The organism is Streptomyces abikoensis (assembly GCF_014648775.1).
Taxonomy (GTDB): domain Bacteria; phylum Actinomycetota; class Actinomycetes; order Streptomycetales; family Streptomycetaceae; genus Streptomyces; species Streptomyces abikoensis.
Genome location: NZ_BMRT01000001.1, coordinates 751,363 through 773,116 on the forward strand (window position 1 = coordinate 751,363; position 21,754 = coordinate 773,116).

The window sequence follows — 21,754 nt, forward strand, 5'->3', positions numbered from 1 at the left end:
GCGTCAGTTGGCGAAGGCCTGGGTCCAGCGGCCGCCGTTGCCGGGGGCGAAGCCGGCGCCGAAGCGGCTGTATCCCCGGCCCAGGATGTTGTTGCGGTGGCCTTCGCTCTTCATGAGCATGTCCATGGCCTGGCGCACATCCGTCACGGGCGCCGCGTTCTCGGCTCCGCCGAAGAGGTTCTGGACGCCCGCCTCCCGGAAGCGGTCGAAGAAACTACTGCCGTTCGAGCCGTTGTGCCCGAGGAAGTTGTTGCGCGCCTGGTCCTCCGAGTGCCGCTGAGCCGCCAGGGACAGCCGGTCGTCGAGCCGCAGCGGGGGCACGCCCGCCCTCGCCCGCTCCTGGTTGACCAGGCTCAGCATCAGCTCGACCGCGGAACCGCCACCGCCGGGCTGCGGCTGGGGCTGCGGCTGCGGCTGCCCGCCGGTCTGCCCGCCCTGGCCGGAGGACGAGACGCTCTCCAGCCGCCACCGTTGTGCGTCGCTGCCGGGGTCGGACTTCCACACGCCCAGGAAGCGGCCGGCGCCGTCGGCGGTCAGGTAGGCGTCGCCGCCCTCCGTGCGCAGGCTCTTGAGGCGTACGTAGCCGTCGCCGGCGTCCTCCAGCCGCCACAGCTGGTTGGCCTGCCCGTGCTCCTTGACCAGGTGGGCCCGCCAGTTGGAGAAGTCGTAGTCGAGGACCATCGCCTCGCCGGGGCCGTGGGTGCCCTGCGTCAGGCCCGTCTCCAGCAGCCACGAGTCGTCGGCCTTGGCCCAGAAGACCCAGCTCTGGGCGCGGGAGCCATTGGGCGACCAGCCCTGGATCCTCGTGCCCGGCGCCGTGTTGCTGTGGTCGACGTCGGCGACCACGCCGGTCGCCGAGCGGAGGACGTATATCTGACCGTTCTGCGGAGACATTTTCTCTGTGCCAACCGATCTTTGTCGCGGTGAATTCCGTTTCTGCTCCGCTCATGTTGCCGAGGGCGGATCAACGGCCGATCGACAGGCAATAGGAGAATGTTCGACGGCGCGTTCATGAGTCGTCGATTTTTTGTGTGGCATGGTGATCAACGGCCGTCACCCCACGTCAGGGCATGTCGGCAAGCATTCACCGATTCCAGGAGAGATAAACCATGGCCGGAGCCAGGGAATTCATCAGCGTCGCCCGGGAAGAGATCGGATACCAGGAGGGCTTTTCCGACGGGCACTGGGACAACGACAACAAGTTCGGCCGCTGGTACGGCATGAACGAAGAGGCGTGGTGCGGCATGTTCGTGAGCTGGGTCGCGGACCGCAGCGGGAACGGCGACATAGTGCCGCGCTACGCGTGGTGCCCGGCGGGTGTGGAGTGGTTCCAGGAGCGCGGCCGCTGGAGCGAGTACCCGGCCGTCGGCAGTGTGGTCTTCTTCGGCCCCGGCGGCGGCAACCACACCGGCATCTGCATCGGCTACACCGACGACGAGATCACCACCATCGAGGGCAACACCAACGACTCCGGCTCGGCCGAGGGCGACGGCGTCTACCTCAAGACCCGGCCGCGCAAGTCCTCCTACGTCTACGGGTACGGCGTCCCGGAGTTCCCCGAGGGAGCCGTCGTGGCCGACCCCGACTGGAAGGGGCGCCCCGGCATCGTCCACTTCGGCGAGCAGGCCGACGAGTCCGACATCCCGGCCGGCGGCGCCACCCCCGCACCCCGGGAGGAGGGCCGGGCAGAGGAACAGCAGGACCGGGAAGAGGAACAGCAGGAGCCGACCGCCACCGACCCCCGCCAGGTCGTGATCGACGGCCTGGCCTACGGCCCGGGGAGCAGCGGCGAGCACATCACCCGCCTGGGAGAGATGCTGGTGCGGGCCGGCTGCGGCGCCTACCGGGTGGGGCCGGGCCCGGAGTGGACGGAGGCCGACACCGAGTCGGTGCGCCGCTACCAGCGGATGATCGGTGACACGGGGGCCGACGCGGACGGCATCCCGGGCCCCCGGCAGCTGGCCCGGCTGTCCGAGGAGTACGGCCGCTGAACCGCGGGGCGGGGCATCGCCGCGAGGCGACGCCCCGCCCGCCGCGGCGCCCCGCCGGGTCACCGGCACCGGTGCGCAATTCCGGTCAAGGTCCAATCACAGTGGTCCAGTTGAGACAAGCGTCAACTGTCCCCGCCCTCAACCATACGCAGGACAATCAAGCTTCCCGCACGTCCCGGGGCCATCGGAGCCGAGGCGAGTCAATGCGCCAACCGCCCACTGGTCGTTGACGCCTGCCACACGCACATGCGTACGCTTCTCAATAATCCCGTTCCGCTTCAGCGGACCGGCGTGCGCGCGACACCGTTGGCGTTCGGCCCACTCCCCACGCTCGTGGCCCGGTGAACACGGAGGTCCGGCAGCTTGAAGACACACACCCACTCATGGCCCGCGTGGCCCAGGTACACCCCGCAGACCGAGGAGCGCCTGCTCGCGGCGCTGCGGTCGGGCCGCTGGACGGTCAGCGGCGCCTACACCGGCGAGCGGTCGTTCGAGGAGTCCTTCGCCCGGGCCTTCGCCGAGTACCTCGGCGCCGCCCACGCGGTCCCCACCTGCAACGGCTCGGCGGCGCTCACCGTCGCCCTGGAGGCGCTGGACGTCGGCCCCGGCGACGAGGTGCTCGTCCCCGGCATCACCTGGGTGGCCTGCGCCTCCTCCGTCCTGCGCGTCGGCGCGACCCCCGTGCTCGTCGACGTCGATCCGGACACCCTGTGCATGTCCGTCGCGGCGGCCGAGGCGGCGCTCACCCCCAGGACCAAGGTGGTCATGGCGGTGCACCTGTACGGGTCGGCCGTGGACCTCGACGCCATGGGGGAGCTGACCCGCCGGCACGGCCTGGCGCTGCTGGAGGACTGCTCCCACGTGCACGGCGCCACCTGGGACGGGCGTCGCCTGGGGAGCTTCGGTGACGCGGCGGCGTTCAGCCTCCAGCAGACCAAGCTCCTCACCTCCGGCGAGGGAGGCGTCGCGGTCACCTCCGACCCGGAGATCCACTCCCGCCTCTACCGCAAACGGGCCGACGGCCGCCGGCACCGGACGGGCACCCCGCCCGGCGAGCTGGAGCTGGAGGAGCTGCCCGGCGTGCAGGGGTACAACTACTGCATGAGCGAGTTCAACGCGGCCGTCGCGCTGGACGGGCTCGGCCGGCTCGACGAGGAGAACGACCGGCGCAGGGCCTCCATGCGGCGACTGGAGGAGCTGATCAAGGACATCGAGGGCGTGTACCCCCTCGTCCGGCCCGCCTCGCTGACCGCCGAGGCCGCCTACCAGTTCTGTGTCCGGCTGCGTCCCGAGGTGTTCGGCCACGGGGCCAAGCACAAGGTCGCCGCGCTGCTCTCCCAGCAGCTCGGGGCGCACATCGAGCCCGTCGACTCGGCGCTGAACCGCAACGACCTCTACCAGCCGCTCAGTTCCGGCTGGGTCAGGTCCGGGGCCGACCCCCGGCGGGCCCGGGAGCTGGACCCGGCGCGGTTCGCGCTGCCCGTCGCCGAGACCGCGGGGGAGAACGCCGTCGTCCTCCCGCACTGGATGTTCCTCGCCCCACCGGAGCGCATGGAGCTCGTGGCCGCGGCGCTGGAGACGGCCCGGACCCGGCTCGGCGTCGTCTGACGCCGCGCGAGGTCCGCCTCCCCGGCAGCCCCGCCCCACGCAGCAGCCCCACGTAGAAAGGGCACGCCATGAACTCCCGTACAGCGCCGGGCGCCGCCGTGCGCACGGTGACGGCGACCGGCAGCGGCACCCTCACCCAGGGCGACGCCGTCGACTTCCTGCGCACCCTGCCCGACGCCACCGCCCAGCTGGTGGTCACCTCCCCCTGGTTCACCGGCCCCTTCACGCCCTCCTCCACCGACCCCACCAGCCCCGGCTTCGCCAAGTGGCTCGACCCGTTCGTGGCGGAGATCGCCCGGGTGCTCCGGCCGGACGGCAGTCTCGTACTGGAGCTGGGCTGCTGCTGGGCCAAGGACGCCCCGGTGCGCACCGTGCAGAACTTCTCCGCGATCGCCGGCCTGCTCGCCGGCGGCGACTGGCACCTGCTCCAGGAGTTCTACTGGTACAACCCCGGCTTCCTGGACACCGACGTGGAGTGGTCCGACCGGCGCCGGGAGCGCCTCGACGACTGTGTGAGCACGTGGTTCTGGCTGGCCGGGACACCCGACGTACCGGTGGACGTCCGGGGGGTGCGCGGCTTCCAGAACCACCTCACCCGGGCGTACGGCAACTTCCTCGTCCTGGGCGACTCCGCGGCCGACGACCCGGCCCCCGACAGTCGCCCCGGCCCCGCCGACGCGTCCGGCGATCCGTCCGGCGAGCGGGAACGGGCCCACGCCGAGCGCTTCCCGGTGGCGCTGCCCGAGTACTTCATCCGCCTGCTCACCCGGGAGGGCGAACTCGTCGTCGACCCCTTCGCCGGGACCGGGGCCACGGCCCTGGCCGCCGAGGCCACCGGCCGCGCCTGGGCGTGCAACGACTTCTCGGACGAGGCGACCGGGATCGCCGAGCGGCGCATCGACGCTTTACGAAGGTGATGGTGATGGACTCCCAGCTCCCTCCCCCGGCCCCGGCCGACCCCCGCGACCCTCATGGCCCCCACGACTCCCACGGCTCCCCTCCGCCCCTGACCGAACGGCACTTCTCCCTCGGGGACCGGCGCGTCCGGGTGCTGCTCGGGCACGACTGCCTCGACGACGTGGCCCAGGCGCTCACCGGACTGGACGCGGACCGCTTCGTGTTCGTCACCGACGACACCGTCCAGGGCGTGGTGGCGAGCAAGCTCGCGGGGGTCGTCGAGCAGACCGCGCCCGCCCTGCTGCTCTCCCATCCGCCCGGCGAGGCGCACAAGAACCTCGCCACGCTCTCCCGGTTCATCGACCTCGCCCTGGACTTCAAGGTCACCCGCCGCTCCGTCGTGGTGGCCGTCGGCGGCGGCATCCCCGGCAACATCGCCGGGCTGCTGGCCGGGCTGCTCTTCCGGGGCATCCGGCTCGTCCACGTCCCCACCACCGTCATCGCCGCCTGCGACTCGGTGATCTCGGCGAAGCAGGCCGTCAACACCGCGCACGCCAAGAACACCGTCGGGCTGTACCACCCGCCCGAGCTGATCGTCGTCGACTTCGGCGTGGTGGCCATGGGGTCCCCGCGCGACATGCGGTCGGGCACCTGCGAGACCGTCAAGAACGCGCTCGCCATCGACCCCGGCCAGATCCCCACGCTGCGCCGGCTGCTGCGCCCCCGGGCCGACTACACGGCCGCCGACCTGGAGGAGATCTTCGAGCTGAGCCTGGCGGTCAAGAGCCGGCTGCTGCTGGAGGACCCCCACGAGAAGTACTCGGGCGTGCTGCTGGAGTACGGCCACACCGTCGGCCACGCCCTCGAACTGGCCAGCGCCGCGCCCGGCTCGGGGGCCGTCCCCGTCAAGCACGGCGAGGCGGTGGCCCTCGGCATGGCCGTCGCGGCCGACGTCGCCCACCGGCTCGGCGCGCTGGGCGCGGACGCCGTCGCCACGCACGAGGAGCTCATCGAGCGCGTCGGCGTGTGCCGCTGCCTGACCGCCGGGCTGGACACGGACACGGTGATGCACCACATCGGCTTCGACAACAAGCGCGGCTACGAGGCCCACACCTCCTCGGACGTGCCGATGGTGCTGCTGGGCGCGCTGGGCGTCCCGCTCGGCCTCGGCCAGCACTACCTCACCCCCGTCCCCCGCCGGGAGGTCCGGGCCGCCGTGGACGAGCTGCTGCGCCGGGGCCGCGAGTGCGGCGGGGGCCACGGCCGGGGGCACGATGCCCATGGCTGAGATCGTCACGGCCCGCGCCCCCCTGCGGATCTCCCTGGCGGGCGGCGGCACCGACATCCCCAGCTACTCCGCCCGCCACGGCGGACTGGTGATCGCCTGTGCCATCGACCGCTACGTCGGCGTCACCGTCCACCCCCGGGAGTTCCGGGGCCGGCTGCGCACCGCCACGGACTCCTGCGAGACCGTGGCGGAGGCGGCGCGGCACCCCGACCCCATGCTGCGGGCCTGCCTGACGCGCGCGGGGCTGCTCCGCGACCGCCAGGTCACGGTCTTCGGCGACGTGCCCAGCGGCAGCGGGCTGGGCGGCTCGGCCGCCCTGGCCGTCTCCGTGCTCCACGCCGCCTCCCACCCGCACGCCCCGGAGGCGGACGCGCTCGCGGAGACGGCGAGCCGGATCGAGATCGAGGACCTGGGCCGGGCCGTCGGCAAACAGGACCACTACATGGCGGCCCACGGCGGCGTCCGGCTGCTCCGCTTCGCCCCCTCCGGGCAGGTGGAGACCGAACGCCTCGACCTCGACCCGGGCGTGCGCGCCGAGCTGGAGGAGCGGCTGCTGCTCTTCTACACCGGCATCAGCCGCGACGCCGGGGACATCCTCTCCGAGCAGAACCGCCGTACCCTGGCGGGCCACGGCGACGCGCTGGAGCGCCTCCACGCGATCCGGCGCATCGCCGACGACATGGCCGACTGCCTGCGCAAGGGCGACCTCGACGGCGTCGGCCCCCTCGTCGAGGAGCACTGGCGGCTGAAGTCACGGCTCGGCACGCGCGTCAGCAGCCCCTGGCTCCAGGGCCTCCACGACCGGGCGCTGGCGGCCGGCGCCGCCGGCGGGAAGCTGCTGGGGTCCGGCGGCGGCGGGTTCCTGCTGCTCGTCTGCACCCCCGGCCGGCGGCAGGCGGTGCGCCGGGCCATGACCGGCGCGGGCCTTGTGGAACTGCGCTTCCGCTTCACCGAGCACGGCTCCCGGGCCGTCGCCCTGCCCCTGTGAACCACGCCACCACCAACCGCGCCCACCACCACACCACCGCTCCCACCGCCCCCATCGGCCACACGAACGCACACCGAGCGAAGGGCGATCCAGCCGTGCTGGTCACCGTCGTCACCCTCACCCGAAACCGGCCCCACCTGCTGGAGCGCGCCCTGCGCAGCGTCCAGCGGCAGGACCTCGACGCCCCCTTCCGGCACCTCGTCGTGATCGACGACTGCCACGAGACCTATACGTTCCTGCGCTCCCGCGAGCCGCTGCCCGCCAACGTCCGCTGGCTGCTGGCCGGGCGCGGCCCCGGTGACGTCTCCGGGCCGGGACGCTCGGCACGGCTGCGCAACATGGCCGTCCGCGCGAGCCGCGCCCCCTGGATCGGCTTCCTCGACGACGACAACGAATGGGAACCGGACCACCTCAGCAGCCTGCTGGAGTGCGCCGGGCGGACCGGCCACCGCGCGGTCCACTCCCACCTGCGAATGCTCAACGCCGACGGCAGCCCCTACCTGGAGCCGCGCGAGCCCTGGGCCCGCGACCCGGCGGAGGGCCGCGCCCAGTGGGCGCGGATGCGCGCCAAGGGCGTCGTGTCCCCCGGCACCTGTGTGCGGCGGGACCGGCTCGACCCGCCGGGCACGGAGGATCCGGTCGTCTCCGTCGACACCGGCGAGTGGCTGCTGGCCCGCGAGCTGCTCCTGGAGGTGCCCTTCCGGGACGTCTACGACGCCCACGACGAGGCCGAGTCCATCGGCGAGGACGACAAGCTCGCCATGGACCTCCGCGCCCGCGCCGAGCCGGTGTCCTGCACGGGAAAGGCCACCTTGCGCTACTACCTCGGCGGCTACTCCAACAACTTCTCCCTCCCCTTCGACCCGACCTTCTCCTGGCGGGACTCCGGGGAACCCGAGGCGGTCCGATGACGTATCACATCGAGAACGGAAGGGTGGTCACCCCCGAGGGGTGCGAGCTCAACGTCGCCCACCACTGCAACCTCGGCTGCGCCTCATGCAGCCACCTCTCCCCGGTCTTCACCAGGTCCTTCGTCGCGCCCGAGACGGCGGCCCACGACCTGTCCCTGCTGGCGAAGTCCTTCCGGGCCCAGTTCGTGAAGGTCCTCGGCGGTGAGCCCCTGCTCCACCGGGAGCTCGTCACCATCCTGGGCTCGGTGCGCGCCAGCGGCATCGCGCCGCGCATCGTCGTGTGCACCAACGGCGTGCTGCTGCCGCGCATGCGCGAGGACTTCTGGGCGGCGGTGGACGAGGTGGAGATCTCCGTCTACCCCGGCAAGGAGATCCCCGAGGAGAAGATGGCCCGGATCCGCGAGCTCGCGGCGGACCACGGGGTCACCCTGACCCTCCTCCACTACTCGCACTTCCGCTACTCCTACTCGGAGTTCGGCACCGGCGACGAGCGGCTGGTGCGGCGGATCTACTCGACGTGCCAGATCGCGCACGTGTGGCGCTGCCACACCGTGTTCGAGGGCCACTTCTTCAAGTGCCCGCAGTCCGTGTTCCTCCCCCGGGTCCTGGACGACGTCGCGGACCCGTGGGAGGACGCGCTGGAGATCACGGACGACCCGGGGTTCGCGGACCGGCTGCTGGCCTACCTCCGGTCGCCCGAGCCCCTGCGGGCCTGCCGCAACTGCCTGGGCAGCGCCGGGCGGCTGATGCCGCACGAGCAGCGCACCCGGCGCGACTTCCGGCTGCCGCAGCGGCACCCCACCGAGGACCTCACCGACCGCGCGTTCCTGGAGCTGCTGGACCGCACCCCCGACGCGGACGACGGCTGCGCCGTGGACAGCGCGACGGAATGGCGCTCCCGGCTGAGCGGGACCGCCGCGGGCCCGGCCTCCGCCTCCACCACCCACCACACCCCCGAGGGGACCTGATGCGCGCTCTGGTGACCGGCGGCTCCGGATTCATCGGCCGCCACGTGGCCCGTCGCTTCCACGAGGAGGGCCACGAGGTCCTCGTCGTCGACACGCGGTGGACGCCCGACGACCCGTTCCCGGGCGCGGCGCTGAGCGTCACCGCGCGGCGGGAGCTGACCGACCTGTTCGCCTCCTGGCGGCCGGACGTGGTCCTGCACCTGGCGGGCGTCGCCGACGCCCGCGCCGTGCTGGCCGACCCGGTGACCGCGATGGACGTCAACGTCACCGGCACCACCGCGGTGCTCGACGCCTCGGCCGCCTCCGGTGTCTCCCGCGTCGTCCTCGCGGGCAGCTGCTGGGTGTACAACGCCATGCGGATCGAGGCCATCGACGAGGACGAACCGTTCCTGCCCACGGGCGCGGGCCACTTCTACACCACATCGATGATCGCCAAGGAGCTGCTGGCCCGCGACTACGCCCGGCTGCACGGCCTCGCCTCCACCGTCCTGCGCTACAGCCCGATCTACGGCCCCGGCATGTGGCCCGGCCTCGTCGTCTCCGCGTTCCTGCGCGCGGCGGCCGAGGGCCGGGAGCTGACCGTCTTCGGCGACGGCACCGAGCGCCGCGCGTTCCTCCACGTCCACGACCTCGCCGACGCCTTCCACCGGGCCACGGCGCCCGTCGCCGCCAACCAGGTCTACAACCTGGAGGGGCCCGAGATCCTCACCACCGGGGAGCTCGCCGAGCGGGTCTCCGCGCTGTTCGGCGGGGTGCCCATCACCTACCGCGAGGAGCCCACCCGGCGCGGTGAGCTGGTCTACTCCCAGCGATTCGTCTCCACCGCCAAGGCCCGCGCCCAGCTCGGCTGGGTCCCCAGGATCACCATCGACGAGGGGCTGCGCATGGAGCTGGAGCACCGCACCGACCGCAGCGGCACGGCGGAGGTGAGCGGCCGATGACCGAGGCGCGGGTGGTGCCCGTCAAGCCCGACTTCCCGGCCGAGGACATCGCCGAGGTGCTCGCCGCCGTGCGCACCGGCCTGGAGACCGGGCAGCTCACCCAGGGCGCGCAGGTCGAGGCCTTCGAGGCGGAGATGGCGGCCTGCACCGGCGCCCGGCACGCGGTCGCCGTCGCCTCCGGCACGGCCGCGCTGGTCTGCGGGCTGCGGGCGCTGGCCGGCGAGGCCGGCGGCGAGGTGCTCGTACCGGCCAACTCCTTCTACTCGACGGCCGCCGCGCCCCTGCTCGCCGGGCTGCGGGTGCGGCTCACCGACGTGGACGCCGCCACCCTCGCGCCCGGCGTCCGCGAGCTGGAACAGGCCGTCACCGACGCCACCACGGGCGTCCTGATCGTCCACATGGGCGGCATCGTCACCCCGGACGTCCAGGACATCGCCGACTGGTGCGCCCGGCGCGGGCTGTGGCTGTTCGAGGACTGCGCCCACGCCCACGGCAGCCGCCTGGACGGGCGCCACGCCGGGACGTTCGGCGCGGCCGGGGCGTTCTCCTTCTTCGCCACCAAGGTCATCACCTCCGCCGAGGGCGGCATGGTCACCACCGACGACGACGAACTCGCCCGGCTCGTCCGTCTGTACCGCAACCTGGGCAAGCCCGAACCCTGGCGCAGCATCCACACCGTGCTCGGCGAGAACGCGCGGATGAGCGAGCTCCACGCCGCCGTCGGCCGCACCCAGCTCCGTCGCCTGGACGCGTTCCTGGCCGTCCGCGACCGGCTCGCCCGGCGCTACACCGACGGCCTGGCCGGGATGCGCGGCGTCCGCCCGCTGCTGCCCGGGCACTCGCCGGCGAGCTGGTACAAGTACGTCGTCGTCCTGGACCCCGGCGTGAACCGGCAGCGGCTGCGGGAGCGGATGCGGGACGCCGGGGTGCAACTCGGCGGGGAGATCTACGAGATGCCGCTGGACGCCCAGCCGGTGTTCGAGGGCCGGTTCCCGCCCGGGGAGCACCCCGTGGCCGCGGACCTGTGCGCCCGGCACATCTGCCTGCCCCTCCACACCCGCATGAGCGACGACGACACCGACACCGTGCTGCGCGCCCTCGACAAGGCCCTCGCCGAGGAGGACGTGACCCTGCCCCCGAGGCACTGACGGAAAGGGAACCCCTGTGCCCGCCCTGTCACCGGAAGAGCTGTACCTCTTCGACACCACCGGATTCCTGGTCGTGCCGGGCGCCTTCGACCCGTCGGAGGTCACCGGCCTCCGCGCGGAACTCGACCGGCTGCACCCCGTCGACCCCGGCTTCGCCAACACCCGGCGCTACGACGACCTGCCCACCACCAGCGAGCTCTTCGCGAAACTCGGCCGGGACGAGCGCATCGTCGGCCGGGTCCGCGAGGTGGTCAACCAGCCGCTGCGCATCCTGGAGGGCTACGCGCTGCGCCGCGGCCGGGACAGCGTGCTCTACCTCCACGGCGGCAACTCCGAACTCCTCGACCTCGACGGCGGGACCGTCGGCCGCGACCTGTCGATCACCCACACCTACCACGACGGCAAACTGTTCTGCCCCTATGTAAAAGCCCTGGTCTACCTCAGCGACATCCGCTCCCCCGAGGACGGCTCGTTCTGCTACATCCAGGGCTCGCACAAGGCCAACTACCCCCTGCTGCGCCACCGCGCCGAGCGCGGCGAGCGCGCCTCGCTGATCGACGAGGGCTTCCCGACGCTCACCGACGTCTTCGTCGGCGCCGGCGACCTGCTGATCCTCAACGAGGCGCTGATGCACGGCACCCGACGCAAGCGCACCCCCGGCGACCGCCTCCTGGCCGCCTTCGGGTACGGGCCGACCTACATGGCCGACTGGAGCGAGTGGAACGGCGAGACCGGCGACCTGCGCGGCACCGGATACGTCGACCACGACGTCGAAGAGGACTTCGTCCGCTGACCCCTTGACGACCGTGGTGTCCACCGCACCCCGGCGCTCCCCGACACGATTGCAGGTACGCAGAGATGACGCAGGACTCCACCGCCGCCGGCCGACCGGCCCGTGGCCCGTGGGACGAGTACCTGGACACCGCGGGCCCCCTCCTTGAGGCCATGGGCGACCAGGTGCACCGACTGATCAGCGAACTCGACGAGGTACGGCGCGACGGGGCCACGGTCTATCTGGCGGGCAACGGCGGCAGCGCCTCGGCCGCCTCCCACCTCGCCCAGGACCTCCTCAAGGGCACCTCCGCCGAGCAGAACCCGCCACTGCGCGCGATCGCCCTGACCGACAACCTGTCCATGCTCACCGCCTACGCCAACGACTGCGGGTACGAGAGGGTGTTCGTCGAGCCGTTGCGGCTGATGGCCCGCCCCGGCGACCGGCTGCTGGTGATCAGCTGCTCGGGCACCAGCCCCAATGTGGTGGCCGCGGCCCGGTGGGCCAAGGAGGCCGGGCTGCGGGTGATCGCGGTGACCGCGGGCACCGGGGGCATCCTGCGCGACCTGGCGGACACGGAGGTCAACGCCCCCACCAAGGACGTGGGCATGGCCGAGGCCATGCACAGCATGATCTTCCACTTCGTCACCCAGTCCCTGCGGGACAACAGCGGCGGCACCCCCCACTCCCACCAGGGCTGAGAGGTCTCCCATGCGTGCAGCAACGCTCAACGGCCCCCGCGACCTGACCGTCGGGACCGTCCCCGACCCGGTGCTCCCCGAGGGGTGGGCCCTGGTCCGCGTCGCCTACAACGCGATCTGCGGCAGCGACGTCTCCCTGTACAACGACGTGTGGCACGGCGCCGCCCTGCCGGCCGTACCCGGCCACGAGTGGAGCGGCACGGTCGCCGAGACCCGCAGCCCCCTGGTGTCCCCCGGGGACGCGGTGGCCGGGGACATCGCGCTCACCTGCGGGCACTGCCATTGGTGCCGTGCGGGTCAGGTGGTGATGTGCCCGGAGCTGCGCGAGTTCGGGTTCACCGACCCGGGCGGCTGCGCCGAGTTCATCGCCGTGCCCGCCACGAACCTGGTGCGGCTCCCGCCGGAGCTCGACCTGCTGGCGGCCACGCAGACGGAGCCGCTGGCCGTGGCCCTCCACGCGCTGGACCGGGTGGGGCTGGAGGCCGGGGAGAGTGTCGCCGTGCTGGGGTGCGGCGGCATCGGCCTGAACGTGCTCCAGGCGGCCCGGGCGTCCGGCGGCCGGGTCGTCCTCGCCGTCGACCCGGTCGAACGGCGCGCCTCCGTGGCCGGATCCCTCGGCGCGCGGACCGCGCTGTCGGACGCCGAGGAGGTCGCCCGGTGGATCGAGGAGGCGGGGCCCGCCGGGCTGCCGGACGTCGTCCTGGACGCCTGCGGCGAACCGGACGCGATCCGGCTCGCCGCCGAGCTGGTGCGGCCCGGCGGCCGGGTCGGGCTGATCGGCTACAAGGTCGGCAAGCGGGTCGAGATGCCGGCCGCGCAGTGGCCGCTGAAGCTGATGTCGACGATCGGGGTGATGGGGCCGGGCCGGTTCATGCGCCGGGCGGCGGACCTGCTCGCGGACGGTGCCGTGCGCACCGACCGGGTCATCACCCACGTCCTGGGGCTGTCGGAGGCGGACAAGGCGTTCCGGCTCGCCGACCAGCCCGGCCCGGACGTGATCCGGGTGGCGATCCGTGCCGACGGCTGAGCGCGGGGCGGGAGGGGAGGGCGGCAGGGGTGGCTGAGCTGCGCACGGATCCGCTGACCGGCCTCACGGTGGCGGTCGACGGCCGCCGCCAGGCCCGGCCCCGCGCGCGGAGCGCGGACTGCCCGTTCTGCCCGGGCGGGCTGGAGGCGCCGGAGGAGTACCGGGTGCGGCGGTTCCCCAACCGCTGGCCCGCGCTGGACGGGGGCCGGTGCGAGGTGCTGCTGTACGCGCCCGAGCACAGCGCCTCCTGGGCGACGATGGGAATCCGACAGGCGGTCCACGCGGTGGACTTGTGGAGCGGGTGCACCGAGGAGCTCGGCGCTCGGCCCGATGTGGGGTACGTCCTGCTCTTCGAGAACCGGGGCGCCGACGCGGGCGCGACCGTGGACCATCCGCACGGGCAGGCCTTCGGCCTGCCCGGTGTCCCGCCCGCCCCCGCGACACAGCTGGAGCGCAGCCGCGCGCTGGGCCGCTGCGCGCTGTGCGAGGGGCCGGCGAAGGAGCTGGTGGTGGCGGAGGAGGGCGGCTGGCGGGCGTGGGTTCCCGAGGCGCCGCTGTTCCCGTACGCGCTGCGGCTGGCGCCGCGCGTCCATCTGCCGGACCTGCCGGGCACGGGCGCGGCCGGGCGGCGGGAGCTCGCCGCGCTCCTGACGAGGGTCCTGGGCGGCGTGGACGCGCTGTTCGGGCGCCCGGCGCCGTATCTGCTGTGGGTCCACCAGCGGCCCGTCGACGGCGGGGAGTGGCCGTGGGCGCATCTGTATCTGGAGATCAACGTGGTCTGGCGGGCTCCGGGGACGCCCCGGTACATCGCGGCGGGGGAACTGGGCAGCGGGATGTACTTCACGCCGCTGGAGCCGGAGCGGGCCGCCGAGACGCTGAGGGGGGTGTGATGGCCCGGCGGCGTCCGCCCCGGCCGGGCCGGCGTCCGTCCCCGGGCGCCGGGCGCCCGGGGACGGCGGGGTCAGGAGGCGAGTTCCGTCAGCTGGTCCACGAGGACCGCGATGGGGTCCGGCGGGATCTGCTTGCGGACGGCCACGGCCGCGCGGCGGCCCATCTCCTGCCACTCGCCGCGCGCCTGCCAGGCCCGTTCGAGGGCCTCGTCGAGGCAGGCGGCGGCCGGGGCGGCCGCGACGAAGCCGGTGACCCCGTCCTCGAGGAGTTCGGCGTTGCCCGCCACGTCGCTGACGATCGCGGGCCGGCCGCAGAGCATCGCCTCGATGATCACGGTGGGCAGTCCCTCGGCCCGCGAGCACAGGACCAGGCCGTGGTGCTCGCGCCAGATCGCCTCGACGTCCGTGGTGTACCCGGCGAACTCGACGCTGTCGAGGGCGAACCGGTCGCGCAGGTTGCGCAGCACCCACGCGTGGCTTCCGGAGCCGAACAGGGAGACGGTCAGGGGGCGTTCGCGCCACTTGGGGCGGGCGAGGACCTCGAAGAGCACGTCCTGGCCCTTGCTGATGGGGTCGAGCCGGGCCGGGCAGGCCAGCCGCAGCGGCTCGGCGTCCCCCGGCCACGGCGGGGCCGCGTCGTAGCCGACCTTGAAGTGGCAGCGGACCACCCGGGCGTTGGGCAGACGCGTGCCGACCTGGCGCTCGGTGATCTCCCGGTTGGCCTCGGACACGAAGAGGGACGCGCGGGCCGCGCTGTAGGCCACGGCCAGGCGCTGCGCCACGTCGTCCGCCGGCCATTCGAAGTCGGCGGCGGAGTTGGAGTAGGCGACGTACGGGTAGCCGCGCGTCCGGCACTCCTCCATCCAGCCGAGCCCCTCGTAGTTGTCGCCCTGGGACACGACGACGAGGTCGGGGCGGACCTTGTCCAGGGTGCTCGACAGGCGTTCGGACCAGGGGAGTTGGTGGACGGGGCGCAGGTCGTAGGGGGGCTGCTCCCAGCGGCGGTGGACGACGACCCCGGCCCGCTCGGCGGCGGCCAGCTCGGCGGGGACCTCGTCCCAGCCCTTGACGCTCGCGTGGACCTCGGCGCCCCGGTCCGTCCAGTGCCGCGCGGCCAGCGCCCAGTTCGTCTCGCTGGGGCCCCATGGCGCCGTCTCGTTCGCGGAGACGAAAAGAATACGGAGTCGTGCTCGATCGGCGGTGCCCATTCTCGCATTGCCTCCATTCCGGCCCCCTTGGGGAGCCGAAAGGACCATAACAGTGAAAGCGGGTCACGCAGAAGTGCGCACTTTCTTTCTGGACCGGGACGGCACCTTGAATGCGAAGCCGCCCGAAGGCCGTTACCTCACGGATCCCGCGGAGCTGGTCCTGCTGCCGGGCGCCGCCGAGGCCGTGCGCGAACTGAACGCGAGCGGACGGCGCGTGGTGCTCGTGACCAACCAGCGGGGCGTGGCCAGGGGCCTCATGACCAGCGCGGACCTGACCGCCGTGCACGCGCGGCTCGCGGCGCTGCTGCGCGCGGACGGGGCGTTCCTGGACGCCGTTTACGTCTGCCCGCACGAGGTGGGCGCATGCGACTGCCGAAAACCGCTGCCCGGGCTCCTCAAGGCGGCCATGCGGGATTTCCCTGACATCGACCCGGCGGATTCCGTGATGATCGGCGACTCCGAGTCGGACGTTCTGGCGGGCCGGGCGGCCGGCACCGGAACGGTTCTTCTCCAGGGCCCGGGAAAACCGCCGGACAATACCTCGGCTGACCTTGTCACAACGGATTTACGAACGGCCGTAGGTCTTCTGCTCATGTCGTCGAAAAACGGTTGCGTCTCGAAAGGCGGTCGCGTGTGAAGATCCTGGTGACCGGCGGTGCCGGTTTCATCGGCAGCGTGGTGACGCGCCGGCTCCTGGAGGAGGGGCACCGGGTCGTCGTCCTGGACGACCTGTCCACCGGCTTCGCCGACGCGGTCCCGCGCGGCGCCGAGCTGGTGCGGGGCACGATGGCCCGGGCGCTGGACGTCCTGACCGGCTACCGGGGCCCGTTCGACGCGGTCCTGCACCTGGCCGCGCGGGCCCTCATCGACGACTCGGTGCGCCACCCGGAGCGGTTCTGGCGCAACAACACGGTGGAGAGCCTGACCCTGCTGGACGCCGTCCTGAGCGCGGGAGTGCGCCGGCTCGTCTTCTCCTCCACGGCCGCGGTCTACGGCCAGCCGGAGCGGGTGCCGATCGAGGAGAGCGCGCCCACCGTGCCCACCAACCCGTACGGCGCGTCGAAGCTCGCCGTCGACCTGGCGCTGGAGGCGTACGCCCGGGCCCACGGTCTCGCCTCCGTGAGCCTGCGCTACTTCAACGTGGCGGGCGCGCTGGGCGATTCGGGCGAGCGGCACGAGCCAGAGACGCACATCATCCCGCTGGCCCTGGACGCCGCGCTGGGCGGGGGCGCGGAGTTCGCGGTGTTCGGCGACGACTACCCGACCCCCGACGGCACCTGTGTACGCGACTTCATCCACGTCGCGGACATCGCCGACGCCCACCTGGCCGCGCTGGCCGGCGCGGTCCCGGGCGAGCACCGCAACTACAACCTCGGCAACGGCAGGGGCTTTTCGGTGCGGGAGGTGCTCGACGCGGTGGCCCGGGTCACCGGCCGGCGCGTACCCACCCGGCCGGCGGCCCGGCGCCCGGGCGATCCGGCCGTGCTGGTCGCCTCCGGCGAACGGATCCTGCGCGAACTGGGCTGGAAGCCGGCGCGCCCGGACCTCGACGGGATGATCGAGGACGCGTCGCGGTTCCGCCGGGCGCGCCCATGACGGCCGCGCGCCCGACGGAGGGGTTCCGTTTCCGCTACCGTACGTCCCACAGGAGCCGGGCCAGCTCCCCGATGTCGTCGACGCCGGAGAGGTCCAGGGGCACTTCCTCCAGGACGTCGAAGTCATGGAGGAAGGTGAACCGGAGCATGTCCTCGGCGAAGGTGTCGGTCACCTGCCATTCCGCCCCTTCGAGCAGCGCGGCGAGCAGCCCACGGTCGGCACGGAACGCGTTGAGGTGCAATTGGACGAGGCTGTACCGGGGGTCGCCCGCGTATACGTCGGTGAAATCGATCAGACCGGTCACCGACGCGTTCCCCGCATCGACGAAAAGATTGGTGCCATGCAGGTCGCCGTGCACGAATACGGGTTCGACGCCGTCGAGCAGGGCGTCGACGGGGGGCAGGAAGTCATCGACCGCGTCGAGCAGTCGCGGGGAGAGGTAACCCCATTCCTGGAGCAGTTCGGCGAAGACCGGGGAATCCGGTCGCAGCGCTCCGCCGCCGGTCAGCGGAACGGAATGCAGCCGGCGCAGTACCGCGCCGAACCGCCGGGCCAGCGTCAGCTGCGTCGGCCGGTCCGCGCGCGCCGTCGCCTCCCGCCACGTCAGCCCGGGGGCCGCGGCCATCACCAGGTACGGCCACGGCCAGCCGTCGCCGCCGGGGAACAGCTCGCCGCGCCCCAACAGCGGGGGAACCGGGAGGCCCTGGCCCGCCAGCACCTCGTAGGCCTCGGCTTCCGAGGCGTAGTTCTCCGGGCCGCACCAGTGCTCGCCGTAGAGCTTGACGACCGCGCCGGTGTCGGCGATCAGTACGGGGTTGGTGCTCTCCCCCGGGACCCGTAAGGCCCCCGGGGCGGGGAGGCCGGCCGCGGCCAGCGCCCGCCGGCCCCAGGGCTCCCAGAATTCCAGGTCGTTCCGGAGTTTCGCGTAGGTTTCGTCCGATGTAATTTCCATCGGCTGTGCGGGGTATTTATTGGGCACAGCATTCTCAGGCACGGCAGGTCCCCGATTTCTCCGCGTGTGGCGATTCTCTGCGTGTGGTGATGCCCTATCGAATTCGGTTCAGGATAACATGGTCGGCCTGCCGGGCAACGGTGAAGCCCGGCCATTCGACCCGTCATTGCGAGGTGTGCGCATTGAACGTCGAGGGCGCCCCGATCCCGACGAACGCTTCCTCTCTCGCCGTACTCCGCCGGCTCGGCCCGTATTTACGGCCGGTATGGCTCCCCATCACCGGGGCGGCCGCCGCCACATTCGGAGCCCTGCTCTGCGGGCTCGGCATTCCCCTGGTGGTGCAGCGCGTCATCGACGGCCCGCTCGGCTCCGGCGACTTCGGCCGGCTGCCCTGGCTGATCGCCCTCGTCGCCGTGCTCGGCACGGCGGAGGCCGGCCTGTTGTGGGCCCGCCGCAAGCTCATCGCCCGCCCCACCGCGCTGGTGGAGTCCCGGATGCGGGCCGACCTCTTCGCCCATCTGCTGCGGCTTCCCGTCGCCTTCCACGACCGTTGGCAGACCGGCCAGTTGATGTCCCGCGCGGTCAACGACCTGGTGACCCTCCGCAAGTACCTGGCCTTCGCGGCGGTCTTCCTCGTCGTCAACTCCCTCACCCTGGTGGTGGGGCTGGGCATCCTGTTCACCATCGCGCCCGAACTCGCCCTGGTCGGGCTGATCAGCGCGGCGCCGCTGCTGCTGATCACGTACTTCTACGAGACGAGCTACAAGAAGGTCGCCCGGCGGGCGCAGGACCAGTCCGGGGACCTCACCACCATCGTCGAGGAGACGATGCTCGGCACCCGCGTCATCAGGGCGTTCGGGCGGTCCGCCGAGCGCACCCGGCAGTTCGTGGCCCAGGCCCGCCGGCTGCGGTCGACCGAGCTGCGCATCGTCCGCATCCTCGGGGGGCTGTCGACCGGCCTGCTCATCCTGCCCGAACTCGGCATCGCCGGTCAGCTCGCGGTGGGCGGCTGGGGCATCGCCGACGGCAGGCTGACACTGGGTCAGCTCGTCGCCGCGATCACCATCAGCACCTATCTCCGCTGGCCCACCGAGTGCATCGGCTGGGCGCTGTCGGAGACGAGCACGGCCGCCGCGGCCTGCGACCGCTACTGGGAGATCAGGGACTGCCCGCCGACGGTCACCGACCCCGCCCGGCCCGTCTCCCCGGCCCGCCCCGCGCGGGGCCGACTGCGTTTCGAGAACGTCCACTTCCAGTACCCGGACCAGCCGCGCCCGCTGCTGCGCGGCGTCGATCTGGAGGTGCGCCCCGGCGAGACGATGGCGCTCGTCGGCGCCACCGGATCCGGCAAGACCACCCTGGCCGCCCTCGTCCCCCGGCTCGCGGACGTCACCGCGGGCCGCGTCACCGTCGACGGCGTGGACGTCCGGGACATGCCCCTGGCCGAGCTGCGGGCGATGATGGGCTGCGCGTTCGAGGACGCGCTGCTCTCCTCCGCCTCCGTGCGCGAGAACGTGGCCCTCGGTGTCCCCGCCGCCTCCGACGCGGACATCCGCGCGTCGCTGCGGGTGGCCGGCGCCGAGGGGTTCGTCGACGCGCTCCGCCCCCACGGGCCGGGCACCCGGATCGGCGAGCGCGGCATGTCGCTGTCCGGCGGACAGCGGCAACGGCTCGCCCTCGCCCGCGCGGTGCTGCCCCGGCCCGCCCTGCTGGTGCTCGACGACCCGCTCTCCGCACTCGACCTCCACACCGAGGCGGAGGTGGAACGGGCACTGCGCGAGGTGCTGCGCGACGCCACCGCGCTCGTGGTGGCGCACCGGCCGAACACCGCGCGCATGGCCGACCGGGTCGCCGTCCTGGCCGACGGCCGCGTCCTGGCCGTCGGCACCCACCAGGAGCTCCTGGACTCCTGCCCCCACTACCGCACCCTGATGGCGACCCCAGGCCCGACGGAAACGGTGGGGGCCGCCCGGCACGCGGACGGAGAGGTGGTGACCCCGTGAGCGACACCACGTACGCCAAGCCGGACGAGCAGGCCCCGGACGTCACCGGCGCCCTCTCCGCCGAGGACGCCCCCGTCCTCGACAAGGCCACCCAGGCGCGCGTCCACGCCCGTTCGCGGAAGCTGCTCGGCTCGCTGCTGCGCCCCTGGCTGCGCCGGTCCCTGCTGGCGCTGGCCGCCCTCGTGGCCGAGAACCTCGGCCAGCTGGCCGGGCCGCTGCTGATCGCCCGGGCCATCGACGTCGGGGTGCCGGGGGCCGTCGCGGGGCGGCCCGGCGCGCTCGTGTGGTGCGTGGCGGGCTTCACCGCGTGCGCCCTCATCGCCGCCGGGGCGCGCTACGGCTTCTTCCGGCTGAGCGGCAGCGTCGGCCAGGCCGTCCTGCTCGACCTGCGCACCCGCATCTTCGAGCACGCGCAGCGGCTGCCGGTGGCCTTCCACGACGCCTACACCTCCGGCCGCGTCGTCTCCCGGCTCACCTCGGACGTCGACGCGGTGCGCGACCTGGTGGAGACGAGCCTGGACGGCCTGCTGACCTCGCTGCTGTCGGTGGGCGGCATCGCCGTCCTGCTGCTGTGGCTGGACCTGCCGCTGGCCCTGGTGGTCCTCGGGACGTCCGTCCCCCTCGTCCTGATGACCCGCTGGTTCCGCGAGCGGTCGCGGCAGGCGTACCGCAGGGCCCGCAACACCGTCGCGGAGATCCTCGTGGAGCTGGGCGAGACGCTGGGCGGCATCAGGGCCGTCCAGGCGTTCCGCGCCGAAGCCCGCGCGGCCGACCGGATGAACCGGCTCAACGACGACTTCCGCGACGCCCACACCGATGCCCTCCATGTGGTGGCCCGGTACACGGCGGGCGTCCGGCTGGTGGGCAACGTCTGCCTGGCGCTGGTGCTCGCGATCGGCAGCTGGCGGGTGGCGAACGACACCCTCCAGCTCGGCGTGCTGACCGCGTTCGTCCTCTACCTCCGCAAGTTCTACGACCCGCTGGACGAACTCGCGACGTTCACCAACAAGTACGCGGCGGCCGCCGCGGCCCTGGAGAAGATCTCCGGCTTCCTGGCCGTGCGGTCCTCCGTGCCCGAACCGGCCGCCCCCGCCGTCCTCGACGCCGACCGCCCGGGCCGCGGCCGACTCCGGCTCCGGGCCGTGGAGTTCCGCTACACCCCGACGGGCCGGCTCGTCCTCCCCCGCCTGGACCTGACCGTCCCCGCCGGGCAGACCGTCGCCCTCGTCGGGGAGACGGGTGCCGGGAAGTCCACCCTGGCCAAGCTCCTCGCCCGGTTCTACGACCCGACGGCCGGCGCGGTGCTGCTGGACGGGGTGGACCTGCGGGACCTCGCCGAGGGCGACCTGCGCCGCGAGGTGACGCTGCTGACCCAGGAGAACTTCCTGTTCAGCGGCACGGTCGCGGAGAACGTCGCGCTGGCCCGGCCCGACGCGACCGACGCCGACATCCGCGCGGCGGCGGCCGCGGTCGGCGCCCACGCCTTCATCGAGGCGCTGCCGGACGGCTACGACACGGACGTCAGCAAGCGCGGCAGCCGGCTGTCGTCGGGCCAGCGCCAGATGGTGGCCCTCACCCGCGCCTTCCTGGCCGACCCCACCGTGCTGCTGCTGGACGAGGCCACGTCCAGCCTGGACATCCCCACCGAACGCGCCGTGCAGGCCGCCATGGCCAAGGTGCTCGCCGACCGCACGGCCCTCATCATCGCCCACCGGCTGTCGACGGTCCTGGCCGCCGACCGCGTCCTCGTCATGGACGCCGGCCGCATCGTGGAGGACGGGCCGCCCGCGCGGCTCATCGACGCGTCGGGGCCGTTCAGCCGGATGTACCGCACGTGGATCGCGGCGGTGGGCGAGGACTGACGC

20 protein-coding genes are annotated in these 21,754 nt (G+C 73.0%); 17 read left to right on the forward strand and 3 right to left on the reverse strand.

Annotated elements, in window-relative coordinates:
* Positions 1 to 3: 3 nt before the first annotated feature.
* Positions 4 to 894, reverse strand: a complete 891-nt coding sequence (locus IE096_RS03280) for a CAP domain-containing protein (RefSeq protein WP_189448156.1) — start codon at positions 892 to 894, stop codon at positions 4 to 6.
* Between the two features lie 215 nt (positions 895 to 1,109).
* On the opposite strand from IE096_RS03280, the gene IE096_RS03285 reads away from it, so the two are divergent.
* The 13 genes from IE096_RS03285 (at position 1,110) to IE096_RS03345 (ending at position 14,130) form a co-directional block, all read left to right on the forward strand.
* Positions 1,110 to 1,991 carry a peptidoglycan-binding protein gene (locus IE096_RS03285; protein WP_189448158.1) on the forward strand — a complete coding sequence of 294 codons (882 nt, stop codon included), beginning with the start codon at positions 1,110 to 1,112 and terminating at the stop codon, positions 1,989 to 1,991.
* Between the two features lie 363 nt (positions 1,992 to 2,354).
* Positions 2,355 to 3,599, forward strand: a complete 1,245-nt coding sequence (locus IE096_RS03290; RefSeq protein ID WP_189448160.1) for a DegT/DnrJ/EryC1/StrS family aminotransferase — start codon at positions 2,355 to 2,357, stop codon at positions 3,597 to 3,599.
* 68 nt (positions 3,600 to 3,667) lie between these two features.
* On the forward strand, positions 3,668 to 4,516 hold the full coding sequence (locus tag IE096_RS03295) for a DNA methyltransferase (RefSeq protein WP_189448162.1): 849 nt from the start codon (positions 3,668 to 3,670) through the stop codon (positions 4,514 to 4,516).
* A gap of 5 nt (positions 4,517 to 4,521) precedes the next feature.
* Entirely contained in the window at positions 4,522 to 5,784 is a 1,263-nt protein-coding gene (locus IE096_RS03300; RefSeq protein ID WP_189448164.1) for a 2-deoxy-scyllo-inosose synthase, read from the forward strand.
* On the forward strand, positions 5,777 to 6,772 hold the full coding sequence (locus IE096_RS03305; RefSeq protein WP_189448166.1) for a GHMP family kinase ATP-binding protein: 996 nt from the start codon (positions 5,777 to 5,779) through the stop codon (positions 6,770 to 6,772). The genes IE096_RS03300 and IE096_RS03305 overlap by 8 nt, the downstream gene beginning before the upstream one ends.
* Complete coding sequence (locus tag IE096_RS03310; RefSeq protein ID WP_189448169.1) at positions 6,769 to 7,683, forward strand: glycosyltransferase family 2 protein; 915 nt, start codon at positions 6,769 to 6,771, stop codon at positions 7,681 to 7,683. Before IE096_RS03305 ends, IE096_RS03310 begins: the two co-directional genes overlap by 4 nt.
* The gene (locus IE096_RS03315) at positions 7,680 to 8,651 is read left to right on the forward strand and encodes a 4Fe-4S cluster-binding domain-containing protein (RefSeq protein ID WP_189448171.1); all 972 of its coding nucleotides are present in this window, start codon (positions 7,680 to 7,682) and stop codon (positions 8,649 to 8,651) included. The genes IE096_RS03310 and IE096_RS03315 overlap by 4 nt, the downstream gene beginning before the upstream one ends.
* The gene (locus tag IE096_RS03320) at positions 8,651 to 9,592 is read left to right on the forward strand and encodes an NAD-dependent epimerase/dehydratase family protein (RefSeq protein WP_189448174.1); all 942 of its coding nucleotides are present in this window, start codon (positions 8,651 to 8,653) and stop codon (positions 9,590 to 9,592) included. The genes IE096_RS03315 and IE096_RS03320 overlap by 1 nt, the downstream gene beginning before the upstream one ends.
* Positions 9,589 to 10,740: a DegT/DnrJ/EryC1/StrS family aminotransferase gene (locus IE096_RS03325; protein WP_189448176.1), complete on the forward strand. Its 1,152-nt coding sequence runs from the start codon at positions 9,589 to 9,591 to the stop codon at positions 10,738 to 10,740. The genes IE096_RS03320 and IE096_RS03325 overlap by 4 nt, the downstream gene beginning before the upstream one ends.
* 16 nt (positions 10,741 to 10,756) lie before the next feature.
* Positions 10,757 to 11,533 carry a phytanoyl-CoA dioxygenase family protein gene (locus IE096_RS03330; RefSeq protein WP_189448177.1) on the forward strand — a complete coding sequence of 259 codons (777 nt, stop codon included), beginning with the start codon at positions 10,757 to 10,759 and terminating at the stop codon, positions 11,531 to 11,533.
* A gap of 65 nt (positions 11,534 to 11,598) precedes the next feature.
* On the forward strand, positions 11,599 to 12,213 hold the full coding sequence (locus tag IE096_RS03335; RefSeq protein WP_189448179.1) for an SIS domain-containing protein: 615 nt from the start codon (positions 11,599 to 11,601) through the stop codon (positions 12,211 to 12,213).
* 10 nt (positions 12,214 to 12,223) lie between these two features.
* Entirely contained in the window at positions 12,224 to 13,240 is a 1,017-nt protein-coding gene (locus tag IE096_RS03340; protein WP_189448181.1) for a zinc-dependent alcohol dehydrogenase, read from the forward strand.
* 29 nt (positions 13,241 to 13,269) lie between these two features.
* The gene (locus tag IE096_RS03345; RefSeq protein WP_189448183.1) at positions 13,270 to 14,130 is read left to right on the forward strand and encodes a galactose-1-phosphate uridylyltransferase; all 861 of its coding nucleotides are present in this window, start codon (positions 13,270 to 13,272) and stop codon (positions 14,128 to 14,130) included.
* Positions 14,131 to 14,201: 71 nt separating this feature from the next.
* Here the strand turns inward: IE096_RS03345 and IE096_RS03350 are convergent, their stop codons facing one another.
* Positions 14,202 to 15,338: a glycosyltransferase family 4 protein gene (locus IE096_RS03350; protein ID WP_189448185.1), complete on the reverse strand. Its 1,137-nt coding sequence runs from the start codon at positions 15,336 to 15,338 to the stop codon at positions 14,202 to 14,204.
* Positions 15,339 to 15,390: 52 nt separating this feature from the next.
* Here IE096_RS03350 and IE096_RS03355 point away from each other — a divergent pair, with 52 nt between their 5' ends.
* Together IE096_RS03355 and galE are read left to right on the forward strand one after the other, a co-directional pair.
* Positions 15,391 to 15,975: a D-glycero-alpha-D-manno-heptose-1,7-bisphosphate 7-phosphatase gene (locus IE096_RS03355; RefSeq protein WP_189448187.1), complete on the forward strand. Its 585-nt coding sequence runs from the start codon at positions 15,391 to 15,393 to the stop codon at positions 15,973 to 15,975.
* On the forward strand, positions 15,972 to 16,934 hold the full coding sequence (gene galE, locus IE096_RS03360) for a UDP-glucose 4-epimerase GalE (protein ID WP_189448189.1): 963 nt from the start codon (positions 15,972 to 15,974) through the stop codon (positions 16,932 to 16,934). Before IE096_RS03355 ends, galE begins: the two co-directional genes overlap by 4 nt.
* 34 nt (positions 16,935 to 16,968) lie before the next feature.
* Here the strand turns inward: galE and IE096_RS03365 are convergent, their stop codons facing one another.
* Positions 16,969 to 17,928 (reverse strand): phosphotransferase family protein, encoded by a 960-nt coding sequence (locus IE096_RS03365; RefSeq protein WP_229819881.1) that lies wholly within the window; start codon positions 17,926 to 17,928, stop codon positions 16,969 to 16,971.
* Between the two features lie 140 nt (positions 17,929 to 18,068).
* Between IE096_RS03365 and IE096_RS31165 the strand changes: the two genes are divergently transcribed.
* Together IE096_RS31165 and IE096_RS31170 are read left to right on the forward strand one after the other, a co-directional pair.
* The gene (locus IE096_RS31165) at positions 18,069 to 19,889 is read left to right on the forward strand and encodes an ABC transporter ATP-binding protein (protein WP_229819882.1); all 1,821 of its coding nucleotides are present in this window, start codon (positions 18,069 to 18,071) and stop codon (positions 19,887 to 19,889) included.
* Positions 19,886 to 21,751 carry an ABC transporter ATP-binding protein gene (locus IE096_RS31170; protein ID WP_229819883.1) on the forward strand — a complete coding sequence of 622 codons (1,866 nt, stop codon included), beginning with the start codon at positions 19,886 to 19,888 and terminating at the stop codon, positions 21,749 to 21,751. Before IE096_RS31165 ends, IE096_RS31170 begins: the two co-directional genes overlap by 4 nt.
* Positions 21,752 to 21,754: the final 3 nt, after the last annotated feature.